This is a genomic window from Ralstonia sp. 110700041-2 (assembly GCF_056280165.1).
Genome location: NZ_JBSFAI010000005.1, coordinates 161,772 through 174,795 on the forward strand (window position 1 = coordinate 161,772; position 13,024 = coordinate 174,795).

The window sequence follows — 13,024 nt, forward strand, 5'->3', positions numbered from 1 at the left end:
GTGATCAGCCGGCAAAGTTACTGGGCAACTCCAGCAGCCCGCCCGGCCAATCCAATTCAGGCGACGTTGGCTTTCACCTGGTTCACGATGGCAGCAAAAGCCACCTTGTCGTGAATGGCCATGTCCGACAGCACCTTGCGGTCCAGTTCGATGGACGCCTTCTTCAGGCCGTTCATGAACTTGCTGTAGGTCAGACCATGCTCGCGTGCGCCAGCGTTGATACGTGCAATCCAGAGCGCACGGAACACGCGCTTCTTGTTGCGACGATCGCGGTAGGCGTACTGGCCAGCACGCATGACCGCCTGCTTGGCGATGCGATAAACGTTATTGCGGCGGCCGCGGAAACCCTTGGCTGCGCTGATAACCTTCTTATGACGGGCCCGCGCTGTGACCCCACGTTTTACTCGAGGCATGAAATGCTCCTTTCGTAGTTAGTTAGGGTTAGGCGTACGGCATCATTGCGCGAACGGACTTCAGGTTCGTCTCATGGACGCCCTCGGTACCGCGCAGGTGACGCTTGTTCTTGGTGGTCTTCTTGGTCAGGATGTGACGCTTGAAGGCTTGGCCACGTTTGATCGTGCCACCAGGACGGGCAGTAAAGCGCTTGGACGCGCTTTTCTTCGTCTTCATCTTCGGCATGGAACAACTCCGTTTTTGACATGAAGCCAGGTGGACGGCTGGCGCCGACACTTGCAAGACCCGGGCTCACTTGTTGTATCGCGGCAAGCTTTGACACCTGCCGCGTTTTCCGACGTTTCCGTCTGGAACCTGCTCAGCGCGGCCGGAATCGCCCGGCCGCCACTGCATTACTTTTTCTTCTTGGGCGCCAACATCATCACTGCCTGGCGACCTTCCATCTTCGGCATCTGCTCAACCTGACCGAATTCCTCCAGGTCAGACTTGATACGCTCCAGCACGCGCATGCCGAGTTCCTGGTGAGCCATTTCGCGGCCGCGGAAACGCAAGGTCACCTTTACCCTGTCGCCATCCTCCAGGAAGCGCGTCGCGTTGCGCAGCTTGACGCCGTAGTCGTTGTCGTCGGTGCCAGGGCGGAACTTGACTTCCTTCACCTGGATCACCTTCTGCTTCAGCTTGGCGTCATGTGCCTTTTTCTGCTCCTGATACTTGAACTTGCCATAGTCCATCAGGCGGCAGACGGGCGGCTGCGCGGTCGGCGCGATCTCGACCAGGTCGACGTCTTTCTCTTCTGCCAGACGCAGGGCGTCGAACAGCTTGACGATGCCGAGCGCTTCTCCCTCAACCCCGGTCAGCCGGACTTCCGGTGCGCTGATCTCGCGGTTGATGCGGTGAGATTTCTCAGTAGCGATGTTGATGTCCTCAAAGAATCAAAAAAACAGGCCGTGCCCAGCTCATGACTTGTTGGCGAGATCGTTCTTCAGTCGCTCAACGAACGCCGACAACGGCATGGAGCCTAGATCGACGTTGCCACGGGCACGCACGGCCACCTGATTTTCATCCCGTTCTTTATCGCCAACCACAACCTGGTATGGGACCTTCTGCACGGAATGCTCGCGGATTTTATACCCAATCTTCTCATTCCGCAAATCGACGACCGCCCTAAATCCTTGTTTTTGCAGGGATTGCGCAACGGATTGTGCGTATTCGGCGTGCGAATCGGTGATGCTGAGCACCACGACCTGCACCGGGGAAAGCCACGTCGGCAGCGCTCCGGCATATTGCTCGATCAAGATACCGATAAAGCGCTCGAGGCTGCCAACGATGGCTCGGTGCAGCATGATCGGGCGATGGCGCGCGCCATCTTCGCCGACAAATTCAGCATCCAGGCGCTCCGGCAGGTTCGGGTCGACTTGGATCGTGCCGCACTGCCACTGGCGACCAAGTGCATCTTTAAGCACATACTCGATCTTGGGACCGTAGAACGCCCCCTCGCCCGGCAGGTACTCAAATTCGCAACCCGACGCACGCAAGCCCTCGGCCAATGCCGCTTCGGCGCGATCCCAGCTTTCTTCCGTGCCGATGCGCTTGTCCGGACGCGTCGACAGCTTGTAAAGAATTTCGGTGAAGCCGAAATCCTTGTAGACCTTCTGCAGCAACGTCGTAAACGCCGTCACCTCGGCCTGGATCATGTCTTCCGTACAGAAGATGTGGCCGTCGTCCTGCGTGAAGCCGCGCACGCGCATGATGCCGTGCAAGCCACCCGAAGGCTCGTTGCGGTGGCACGCGCCGAATTCGCCGAAGCGAAGCGGCAGGTCGCGGTAACTCTTGATGCCTTGCTTGTAGATGAGGATGTGGCCGGGGCAGTTCATCGGCTTCAGCGCGTATTCGCGCTTTTCCGATTCCGTAATGAACATGTTCTCGCGGTACTTGTCCCAGTGGCCGGTCTTCTCCCACAGGGTCTTGTCGAGAATCTGCGGCCCCTTCACTTCCTGGTAGCCGTTCTCGCGATAAACGCGGCGCATGTACTGCTCGATCTCCTGCCACAGCGTCCAGCCCTTGGGGTGCCAGAACACAGTGCCGGGCGAGTACTCGTCGATGTGGAACAGGTCGAGCTCACGGCCGAGCTTGCGGTGGTCACGCTTTTCGGCCTCTTCCAGCATGTGCAGGTAGGCGTCCTGGTCTTCCCTCTTGGCCCAGGCCGTGCCGTAGATGCGCTGGAGCATCTCGTTGTTGTGGTCGCCACGCCAGTAGGCACCGGCCACCTTCATCAGCTTGAAGACCTTGAGCTTGCCCGTGGACGGCACGTGCGGGCCACGGCAGAGGTCGACGAAATTGCCCTCGCGGTACAGGCCAATCTCCTGGTCCTCCGGAATGGAGGCGATGATCTCGGCCTTGTACTTCTCGCCCATGCCCTGGAACAGCTTGACGGCGTCGTCGCGGCTCAGCACTTCCCGCGTGACCTTCTCGTCTTTCTTGGCGAGTTCGCCCATCTTCTTTTCAATGGCAACAAGATCTTCGGGCGTGAAGGGGCGCTTGTAGGCGAAATCGTAGTAAAAGCCGTTCTCGATGACCGGACCGATGGTGACCTGCGCATCCGGATACAGCTCCTTGACGGCGTAGGCCAGCAAGTGCGCCGTAGAGTGACGGATCACGTCGACGCCTTCGGCGTCCTTGTCGGTGATGATGGCGAGCTTGGCATCATGATCGATCGTGTAGCTCGTGTCGACCATCTGGCCGTCCACGCGGCCCGCCAGGGCTGCCTTGGCCAGGCCTGCACCGATGCTTTGCGCCACTTCTGCGACAGTCACCGGGCCGGGAAACTCACGCCGGGAACCATCCGGCAACGTGATTGCGATCATGCTTGCTCCTGTGGAGTCACCGTCGCGCATTTCAGGTTTCAGAGATGCACAGCGGTCGTTATTCTGTCGTGCGCCGCGCCAAGTCAGCGCAGCAGGTTGTCGAATCGAATGCTTCGAAGCGCTTTCAGCTTGATCGCCACGCGTGACACGAAACTGCGGACGAAAAAAAACGCGGCCAAGGCCGCGTTTTCATTTGCGCTATCCACTGCTTGGGTGGACCGCAAAGGGCGAAAAACGCACCTTGACTACTGTCGCTCCGAAGCGGTTGTAGTTCGCGGTGCCTGAATCATATTTCGCCTTGTGTTCTGTTGTACGGGACAAACCCGGGAATTGCGAGGATGACGGCTTGGACACCCTACCCGACGCGTCCTGCCAAATGCGTTGGTAGGCTCGATTGGACTCGAACCAACGACCCCCACCATGTCAAGGTGGTGCTCTAACCAGCTGAGCTACGAGCCTGCCGAAGAACGAAACTATACCGTCACTTCCTTCGAGCTGTCAACACCCCCTGCACCTCTTCGATCAAAGTCAGCGCGCGCTGCAGCTGTGTCGCCTCTGCCACCTCCGCGGTGAACTGCATTTTTGCGACGCCTTTGCTCGACAGCGTGCGCACGCCGGTCACGTTGATCTTCTCGCGCGAGAGGATTTCCGAGATGTCACGCAACAATCCCTGCCGGTCCAGCGCCTCGACCTGGATGTCGATCGGATAGACCGAATCGCTGCGCTGGCCCCATTCCGTCTGGATTACACGGCCGGGCGCCCGGGCAGCCAGTTGCTGAAAGGTCGCGCAGCTCTGACGGTGGATCGATACGCCGCGCCCACGCGTGACAAAACCAACGATGGGGTCCGGCGGTGCCGGCTTGCAGCAACGCGACATCTGCGTGAGGAGCGAATCGACGCCCACCACGAGCACGCCGCTCTTGGCGCCACGAGCCACGCTGGTGGCGCGGCTCTTCTTGGTGATGGCCGCTTCGTCGTCGACGGGCGCGGGCGGCGGCGCCCCATCCGAGCGCAAAACGGCCTCGATGCGGCGCAGGCTCAGTTCGTCCTTGGCGACCACGGCATAGAGATCGTCCGACGTCTTGTAGCCGAGCTTGGCGGCCAGTTCTTCCAGGTTGACGGCGGTCTTGCCCTCACGCTGCAGCGTCTTGTCGATAAGCGCCCGGCCCTGCGCGAGCGTCTCTTCCAGTTCCATCGCGTTGAACCACGCGCGCACTTTCGTGCGGGCGCGCGGGCTGACAAGATAGTGCAGCTCGGTGTTCAGCCAATCACGTGACGGCCCGCCGTGCTTGACGGTAACAATCTCGACGGTCTGGCCGTTCTTGAGCGGCGTGTTCAGCGGCACCATCGTGCCGTCGACGCGCGCGCCGCGGCAGCGGTGGCCGAGATCGCTATGCAGGTAATACGCAAAATCGACGGGCGTCGCACCTTGCGGCAACGCGATCACGCGCGCCTGCGGCGTCAGCACGTAAATGTGGTCATCCAGCTCGGTGTGCTTGAGCTGCTCCCACGGCGAATCCTCGTGCGCGACGGTGTGCTCGGCGTCATCTTTCCAGGCGAGCAACTGGCGCAGCCACGCGATCTTCTCGTCGTAGCGCTCGCTGGCAGAGAACTGGCCGGCGTAGCCCTTGTTGCCCGCCTCCTTGTAGCGCCAGTGCGCAGCCACGCCGTACTCGGCAAAGTGGTGCATCTCGCGCGTGCGAATCTGCACCTCGAGCGCACGGCCGTCGTCGCCGATCACCACCGTGTGCAGCGACATGTAGCCGTTGGCCTTTGGGCGTGAGATGTAGTCGTCGAACTCTTTCGGGATCGGCTGCCACATGTGGTGCACGAAACCGAGCACCGTGTAGCAATCCTTGATGTCGTCGACGATGACACGGAAGGCGCGCACGTCGTACAGATCGGCAAAGTCCAGTTCCTTGCCTCGCATCTTCTTCCAGATGCTGTAGATGTGCTTGGGCCGACCGCTGACCTCAGCCTGAATGCCGGCATCGTGCAATGTCTTTTGGAGTTGCTCGATGGCCTGGCCGATGAACTTCTCGCGCTCGATGCGCTTTTCGTCCAGCAGGCGCGCGATGCGCTTATAGGTATCGGGATCCTCAAAGCGGAAGCCGAGGTCTTCAAGCTCCCACTTCAGCTGCCAGATGCCCAGGCGGTTTGCGAGCGGCGCGTAGATATCCAGCGTCTCGCGCGCCATGCCTTCCGGCGCCGACCGCTTCGTCTGGGCCAGCCAGCGAAGCGACTGCAACCGCGACGCCAGGCGGATCATCACCACGCGAATGTCTTGCGCGAACGCGAGCAACATCTTGCGCAACGCCTCGACTTGCGCGCGGCGTGCTTCGGCTTCGTTCTTGCGCGTAATGCTGGTATCGGTCGGGCTGACGAGGCCCGCAATCGCGCCAATGCGCAGCAGTTGCCGCACGTCGTGCACGAGCTTGACGACCTCGGCACCGAATGCAGGCTCGAGCGCCTTTTCGCTGTCCATTGCCAGCGTGGGCAACAGAAACAGCGCGGCCGCCTGCAACGACGGCGTGTCGACACGCAACCCTTCAAGGATGGCGATCGTGCCGCGCGCATGCGACTCCAGCGGCTCGCCGGTCAGCGTGACGCTGTCTGCGGCATTGGCCGCGAGGTATTCGATCGCCCGAGCGACCTGCTCTGCCGTCGATCCGGGCAACTCGGCCGGCCGTTCGGTCTTGTTCTCCATGATGCGTCCTGCTTGCGTCCTGCTGTGACGCGACGGGCTCAGCTTTTCTGCGCGGCCGTCACGACGATTTCGATACGGTACTTCGGATTGGCCAGCGCGGCCTCAACGGTGGCGCGCGGCGGCGAGTTCTTGGAATCGGCGGCGACCCACTGGTCCCACACCTTGTTCATCTCACCAATCTCGCCGATGTCTTTGAGGAAGATCTGGCACATCAGGATGCGCGTCTTGTCGCTGCCGTTGGCGGCCAGCACGCGATCGATGATGGCGAGCACTTCCGCCGTCTGCTCGGCAATGCCGGCGTCCAGCGTGATCTCGGGCACCTGGCCGGCCACGTAGACGACGCCGTTGTAGACGGCCGCGTCGGAATAGCGATGTTCGACGTTGTAACGCTTCAGTTCAGTGCTCATCTTGCAAATCGAATGGGGTCAGACAAACGGTCATTGACCGAGGAAGAACTTGCGGGCGATCGCCACCTGATCTGGCTGGATGAAGGTCGGCGCGTGGCCCACATCTGGAATTTCCACCGTGTTCACATGTTGGCCGCGCTGCATCATGGCCTCGACGGTCTCGCGCGTGAGCAAATCTGAATGCGCGCCGCGTACGACCAGGACCTCGCCGGGAATCGCCTCGAACAGCTTCCAGAGCGTCGCTTCGCCGGCAGCAATCATCTCGGGCGTGGTGTTCTTGAACGGCTCGGCCAGGCGCGGATCGTAATGCAGAATCCACTCGCCGCCCTGCGGTTTCAGGATCGCGGTATTCAACTCACGCCATTGCTCCGGCGTGTGGGGGCCGAATGAAGCGCTGATCGTCTTGAGGTATGTCAGCCCTTCATCAAACGTCTTGAAGCGGACGTTCAGTCCGAGATACGCGCCGATGCGCGTCAACGACGATTCCGTCACGCGCGGGCCCACATCGTTGAGCAGCAGCTTGCGAATCGGCGATTTCGGCAAGCCTGCCAAGCCAATGCCGATCAGGCCACCCATCGAGGTACCGAACCAGTCGACGGACTCGGCATTCAGGCGCGCGAGTAGCGTGACCATGTCGGAGGCGTACTGCGGCAGCACATAGCCCTTCGGATCGGCCAGCCAATCGGAGCGCCCACGGCCCACCACATCGGGGCAGACGACGCGATAGTCATTGCACAGCGCCTGCGCCAGCACGTCGAAATCGCGCCCCGTGCGCGAGAGGCCGTGCACGCAAACCAGCACACGCGGATTCTGCGAATCGCCCCACTCGTGATAAGCCATCCGGTGCAAGCCGGACGGACTCAGGCACTGCACGAAGGCAAGGCGCGGCGAAACTGGCATGAACAACTCCTACATGTGAATGACGGAGACAGCGAAGCCTGATTGTACGCGGGCCCGCAGGCATGCGGCGGCGCAGCAAACATTCACGCCGGCCAAAACAAAAAAGCCTCGCCGCAGCGAGGCTTCTTCAGAAGCAGATCGGCTTACTGCGCCACCCAGCCACCATCCATGTTCCACGCCACGCCGCGCACCTGCTCCGCCGCGTCGCTGCACAGAAACACCGCCAGCGCGCCAAGCTGATCGGGCGTCACGAACTCACGCGAAGGCTGCTTTTCCATCAGCAGATCTGTCTTGGCTTCGAGCGCGGACAGGCCATCCTTCTCGGCGCGCGCATCGATCTGCTTCTGCACCAGCGGCGTCAGCACCCAGCCCGGGCAGATCGCGTTGGACGTGATGCCCGTCTGTGCGGTCTCCAGCGCCACCGATTTGGTGAAGCCGACGATACCGTGTTTGGCCGCCACGTACGCCGATTTCTGCGCCGATGCCACCAACCCATGCACCGATGCGACGTTGATGATGCGGCCCCAGTTCTTGCGCTTCATGCCCGGCACAGCAAGCCGCGTCGTGTGGAAAGCCGAGGTGAGGTTGATGGCGATGATGGCGTCCCAGCGTTCGGTCGGGAAATCCTCGACATTGGCCACATACTGGATGCCGGCGTTGTTGACGAGGATGTCCACGCCGCCAAACTCTGCGTCGGCATAGGCGAACATCGCTTCGATCTCGGCTGGCTTGCTCATGTCGGCGCCGTGATATCCGATGCGGATGGCATTTTTGCCCGCGGCCGCGATCTGCGCCTTGGGTGCTTCCACATCGCCAAAGCCATTCATGATGATGTTGGCGCCCTGCGCGGCCAGCGAACAGGCAATACCCAGACCAATCCCGCTGGTCGAGCCCGTGACGAGGGCGGTTTTTCCTTGCAGCATGCGTATCTCCGGAGGTCAGCGATTACAACAGGTTGACGCCAGTCTTGGCCTGGATCTCTTCGCGGGAAACGCCCGGCGCGGTTTCGATCAGCTTCAGTCCCTGCTCGGTCACGTCGATCACGCCGAGGTCCGTAATGATGCGATCCACCACGCCCACACCCGTCAGCGGCAACGTGCACTTGGGCAGGATCTTCATGTCTTCGGTGCCGTCCTTTTTCTTGGCGGTGTGTTCCATCAGAACGATCACCCGCTTGACGCCGGCCACGAGGTCCATCGCGCCACCCATGCCCTTGACCATCTTGCCGGGGATCATCCAGTTGGCCAGGTCGCCCGTCTCGCTCACCTGCATCGCACCGAGAATCGACAGGTTGATCTTGCCGCCGCGAATCATCGCAAAGCTCTGATCGCTGCCGAAGATGGCGCTGCCGGGCAGCGTGGTCACGGTCTGCTTGCCTGCGTTGATCAGGTCGGCATCCACTTCGTCTTCCATGGGAAACGGACCGATGCCCAGCATGCCGTTTTCGCTTTGCAGCCAGACTTCCTTGTCGCCGGTGTGGTTGGCAACCAGCGTCGGGATACCGATGCCGAGGTTGACGTAGAAACCGTCTTGCAACTCCTGGGCAGCGCGCGCCGCCATTTGGTCTTGTGTCCAGGCCATGTCGGTCTCCTTAGTTGGCTACTCGGATGGTGCGCTTCTCGATGCGCTTCTCGGGCGTGGCATTGAGCACGATGCGGTGCACATAGATGCCGGGCAGATGGATGTCGTCGGGTGCAAGCTCGCCCACCTCGACGATCTCTTCGACCTCAACGATGCAGATCTTGCCGGCCGTTGCCGCAGCCGGATTGAAGTTGCGTGCGGTCAGGTTGAAACGCAGGTTGCCGGACTTGTCAGCCACCTGGGCTTTCACCAGCGCCACGTCGGGCACCAGCGAGCGCTCCATGACGTACGTCTCGCCGTCAAACTCGCGCAGCTCCTTGCCTTCGGCGACAAGCGTGCCGACACCGGTCTTGGTGAAGAACGCCGGGATGCCGGCGCCGCCAGCGCGCAGCTTTTCGGCCAGCGTGCCTTGCGGGGTGAATTCCAACTCGAGTTCACCGGCCAGATACTGGCGCTCGAACTCCTTGTTTTCGCCCACGTAGGACGAAATCATCTTTTTGATCTGGCGGGTTTCCAGCAGCAAGCCCAGGCCGAAACCATCGACGCCGGCATTGTTGGAAATGCAAGTGAGATTCTTGACGCCCGAATCGCGCAGCGCGGCAATCAGCGCTTCCGGAATACCGCACAGGCCGAAGCCGCCCACGGCGATGGTCTGGCCGTCCCTGACGACGCCCGCGAGCGCCTCGCTGGCGCTGGCGAAGATTTTGTTCATGCGTGCTCCTTCCTTGGTGGTCCAACGAATCCGGCTCGGTTTTGACCGCACGCACACTTGGGGTTTGTGCGGTGCAGCGCCGGAAAATAGTAACGATACAATCTGGCGAGAATACGCAAGCGTCGCGCGACGCAGCAATACGTACGAATACATATGCCCGCCCTCGACTATCAGACTGCGTTCCAGCTTGCCCCTGTCGGCATGGTGATGTCCCGCGAGCGGGTGATGCTCGACGTCAATGACGAAGCCGCTCGCATCTTCGGCCACGCGCGTACCACCATGATCGGCCAATCGTTTGAACTGCTGTATCCAACGCACGACGAATACGAGCGCACCGGCGCGCGCATCATCCCCGTCATGAATGCGCGCGGCAGCTATTCTGACGAACGCATCATGAAGCGCGCCAACGGTGAACTGTTCTGGTGCCACGTCACAGGCCGCGCGCTGGACCGTGCCAAACCGCTGGGCGAAGGCATCTGGACGTTCGAGGATCTGTCAGCGCATCGCCCCGTTACAGCAGCGCTCACGCCGCGCGAACGCGACATCGCCGCGCAGCTTGTTGAAGGCAAGACCAGCAAGCAGATCGGCAAGCAGTTGGAGATCAGCCCGCGCACGGTTGAAATCTATCGCGCGCGGCTGATGAAGAAGTACGCCGCCAACACCTCGCTCGAACTTGTGCAGCGGCTGATGGGGCATTGAGGCCGCCGAAGCGTTACACCATGCCGTCGTCGGCGTTGATGACGGCACCGTTGATGAAGTCGGACTGATCCGACGCCAACAGCAGAATCAGCCCATCGAGGTCTTCCGGCTTGCCGACGCGCTTGCGCGGCAGCATCTGCACCAGCTTCTGGCCAGGTTCGGTTTCCCAATGGTGATGATTGATTTCGGTGTCGATATAGCCCGGGCAGATCGCGTTGGTATTGATGCCGTAACGGCCCCACTCCAGCGCCATGGCCTTGGTCATGTGCACCACAGCTGCCTTGCTCATGCAATACACGCCAATCTGCGACAGCACCTTCAGCCCCGCCACAGATGCAATGTTGACGATGCGCGATTGCGGCAGCGGCGAGCCGTTCTTCTCCGCGCCCTTGGCCCGCGCAATCATGCGCTTGGCCGTTTCCTGCGCCACAAAGAAGGCGCCACGCGTGTTGGTATCAAATACGAAATCGAAGTCATCGGGCGTGACGTCCACCATGCGCTGCGTGGTCGAAACGCCAGAGTTGTTGACCAGGATGTCGATCGTGCCGGCTTCGGTTTCAGCGTGGGCGATGGCCGATCGGATGCTGTCCGGATCCGTCACGTCCAGACGTACGACGTGGGCGCTGCCGCCCTTCGATTCGATGTCGGCGCGCAGTTCTTTCAGCCGTTCGACACGGCGCGAGGCCAGCACGACTTTCGCGCCGGCGGCCGCCAGCGTGTGCGCGAAACGCGCGCCCAGGCCGCTCGACGCGCCCGTGATCAGCGCGACCTTGCCTTCCAGATTGATCGACAAACCCATGATGCGTGATCCCCGTAGATTGGTTTGGCATGCGCCGGGCTGCTCGGAAGCAACATCGGCATGTGATTTGAGCGCAGCTTAGCAAAAAATCGAACGATCGTTCAGAAAATTCCCTTGCCGCATCCGGGCGTGTCCCGGACAATGCGGAAAATTCTAATGCAGCAATCCGTCATACCAATAAGCAAACGCCCTACAAGCGAAGAGACACTTATGAACCAGCAGCAGCTCCTCGAACAATACGGCCCGCGAGAGTCCATGGAGTATGACGTCGTTATCGTCGGCGGCGGCCCCGCCGGCCTGGCGACTGCGATTCGCGTCAAGCAACTGGCTGCCGAGACGGGCAAGGACGTGTCCGTCGTCGTGCTGGAAAAGGGTTCCGAGCCGGGTGCACACATTCTTTCGGGCGCTGTGATGGACCCGCGCGCCATCAACGAACTCCTCCCGAACTGGAAGGCCGACGGCGCCCCGCTCAACCAGGCGGTCACCGGCGACGATGTGCTCTTCCTGAGCGAAACCGGCTCCAAGCGTACGCCCGACTGGCTCGTGCCGCGCAACTTCCATAACCACGGCTGCTACGTGATCTCGCTGTCGAACGTGGTCAAGTGGATGGCCACGCAGGCCGAAGCGCTGGGCGTCGAGATTTTCCCGGGCTTTGCGGCAGCCGAAGTGCTGTATGACGACAATGGTGCCGTGCGCGGCGTTGCCACCGGCAACATGGGCATCGGCAAGGACGGTGAGCCGACCGAGAACTTCCAGCTCGGCATGGAGCTGCTCGGCAAGTACACCATCTTCGCGGAAGGCGCGCGCGGGCATCTCGGCCGCCAGTTGCTGGAGAAGTTCAAGCTCAACGCCGGCAAGGACCCGCAGACCTTCGCCATCGGTATCAAGGAACTCTGGGAAATCGATCCGGCCAAGGCCAAGCCCGGCCTCGTGGTGCACACCGCGGGCTGGCCGATGGAAGATGACACCTTCGGCGGCGGCTTCCTGTATCACCTGGAAGACAACAAGATCACGCTCGGCTTCGTGATTGGGCTGGACTACAAGAACCCTTGGATGAGCCCGTTCGAAGAGATGCAGCGCTGGAAGGCCCACCCCGCCATCCGCGCGCACATCGAAGGCGGGAAGCGCATCGGCTACGGTGCACGCGCCATCAACAACGGCACGCCGCAGGCGCTGCCGAAAACGGTGTTCCCAGGCGGCGCCCTGGTCGGTTGCGATGCAGGCTACCTGAACGCGGCGCGTATCAAGGGCAGCCACGCGGCCATTAAGAGCGGCATGATGTGCGGTGAAGCCGTGTTCGAAGCCGTGACCGCTGGCCGCTGCGCAGACGAGTTGTCGGCCTACCCCGCCGCCTTCGAACAGAGCTGGCTGAAGGAAGAACTGGACCAGTCGCGCAACTTCAAGCTGTGGTTCAAGAAGAGCCCGACACTGGGCAAGATCATGACCGGCATCGAACAGTGGCTGCTGCCCAAGATTGGCGTCAGCAACCCACCTTGGACGCTGCACGGCACGAAGTCGGACAACCAGTCGCTCAAGCCGGCATCGGAATGCCCGAAGATCGAGTATCCGAAGCCGGACGGCAAGGTCACGTTCGATCGCCTGTCGTCGGTGTTCATCTCGAACACGAACCACGAAGAGAACCAGCCGGCTCACCTGACGCTGAAGGATCCGACCGTTCCGACGCGCATCAACCTGACGCAGTTTGCCGGCCCCGAGCAGCGCTACTGCCCGGCTGGCGTGTATGAGTTCGTCAAGAACGATGAGGGCACTGAGCGCCTGCAGATCAACGCGCAGAACTGCGTGCACTGCAAGACCTGCGACATCAAGGACCCGACGCAGAACATTGTGTGGGTCACCCCGGAAGGCGGTGGCGGGCCGAACTACGTCGGCATGTAAGCACCGGGCGGTCGCCCAACAAAAAAGACGGCTTGAAGCCGTCTT

Annotated in this window: 13 protein-coding genes and 1 tRNA gene; 2 read left to right on the plus strand and 12 right to left on the minus strand. The window is 61.3% G+C overall.

Annotation, left to right across the window (positions count from 1 at the left end):
• Positions 1-56: 56 nt before the first annotated feature.
• The 11 genes from rplT to ACUXH0_RS09210 form a co-directional block, all read right to left on the minus strand.
• Positions 57-413, minus strand: a complete 357-nt coding sequence (gene rplT / locus ACUXH0_RS09160; protein WP_004636001.1) for a 50S ribosomal protein L20 — start codon at positions 411-413, stop codon at positions 57-59.
• 28 nt (positions 414-441) lie between these two features.
• Positions 442-639 carry a 50S ribosomal protein L35 gene (rpmI, locus tag ACUXH0_RS09165; protein ID WP_004636003.1) on the minus strand — a complete coding sequence of 66 codons (198 nt, stop codon included), beginning with the start codon at positions 637-639 and terminating at the stop codon, positions 442-444.
• Positions 640-806: 167 nt separating this feature from the next.
• Positions 807-1,328 carry a translation initiation factor IF-3 gene (infC, locus tag ACUXH0_RS09170; RefSeq protein ID WP_012435921.1) on the minus strand — a complete coding sequence of 174 codons (522 nt, stop codon included), beginning with the start codon at positions 1,326-1,328 and terminating at the stop codon, positions 807-809.
• Between the two features lie 42 nt (positions 1,329-1,370).
• On the minus strand, positions 1,371-3,278 hold the full coding sequence (thrS, locus tag ACUXH0_RS09175) for a threonine--tRNA ligase (RefSeq protein WP_182593919.1): 1,908 nt from the start codon (positions 3,276-3,278) through the stop codon (positions 1,371-1,373).
• A gap of 382 nt (positions 3,279-3,660) precedes the next feature.
• Positions 3,661-3,737 (minus strand) — tRNA-Val (locus ACUXH0_RS09180).
• 22 nt (positions 3,738-3,759) lie between these two features.
• Positions 3,760-5,985, minus strand: a complete 2,226-nt coding sequence (locus ACUXH0_RS09185) for a RelA/SpoT family protein (protein WP_182593920.1) — start codon at positions 5,983-5,985, stop codon at positions 3,760-3,762.
• A 38-nt stretch (positions 5,986-6,023) separates the two neighbouring features.
• Positions 6,024-6,392, minus strand: a complete 369-nt coding sequence (locus tag ACUXH0_RS09190) for a RidA family protein (protein WP_182593921.1) — start codon at positions 6,390-6,392, stop codon at positions 6,024-6,026.
• A gap of 30 nt (positions 6,393-6,422) precedes the next feature.
• Complete coding sequence (locus tag ACUXH0_RS09195; protein ID WP_012435925.1) at positions 6,423-7,292, minus strand: alpha/beta fold hydrolase; 870 nt, start codon at positions 7,290-7,292, stop codon at positions 6,423-6,425.
• Between the two features lie 143 nt (positions 7,293-7,435).
• Positions 7,436-8,215 (minus strand): 3-hydroxybutyrate dehydrogenase, encoded by a 780-nt coding sequence (locus tag ACUXH0_RS09200; RefSeq protein ID WP_004636015.1) that lies wholly within the window; start codon positions 8,213-8,215, stop codon positions 7,436-7,438.
• 22 nt (positions 8,216-8,237) lie between these two features.
• Complete coding sequence (locus tag ACUXH0_RS09205) at positions 8,238-8,873, minus strand: 3-oxoacid CoA-transferase subunit B (protein WP_004636018.1); 636 nt, start codon at positions 8,871-8,873, stop codon at positions 8,238-8,240.
• Positions 8,874-8,883: 10 nt separating this feature from the next.
• The gene (locus tag ACUXH0_RS09210; RefSeq protein WP_012435926.1) at positions 8,884-9,585 is read right to left on the minus strand and encodes a CoA transferase subunit A; all 702 of its coding nucleotides are present in this window, start codon (positions 9,583-9,585) and stop codon (positions 8,884-8,886) included.
• 153 nt (positions 9,586-9,738) lie between these two features.
• On the opposite strand from ACUXH0_RS09210, the gene ACUXH0_RS09215 reads away from it, so the two are divergent.
• Positions 9,739-10,284 (plus strand): LuxR C-terminal-related transcriptional regulator, encoded by a 546-nt coding sequence (locus tag ACUXH0_RS09215; protein WP_004636022.1) that lies wholly within the window; start codon positions 9,739-9,741, stop codon positions 10,282-10,284.
• A gap of 13 nt (positions 10,285-10,297) precedes the next feature.
• On the opposite strand, the gene ACUXH0_RS09220 is transcribed toward ACUXH0_RS09215, so the two are convergent.
• A complete protein-coding gene (locus tag ACUXH0_RS09220; RefSeq protein WP_004636023.1) occupies positions 10,298-11,083 on the minus strand; it encodes an SDR family oxidoreductase in 786 nt (261 codons plus the stop codon).
• A gap of 210 nt (positions 11,084-11,293) precedes the next feature.
• Here ACUXH0_RS09220 and ACUXH0_RS09225 point away from each other — a divergent pair, with 210 nt between their 5' ends.
• Entirely contained in the window at positions 11,294-12,979 is a 1,686-nt protein-coding gene (locus ACUXH0_RS09225) for an electron transfer flavoprotein-ubiquinone oxidoreductase (protein ID WP_004636026.1), read from the plus strand.
• Positions 12,980-13,024 lie beyond the last annotated feature (45 nt).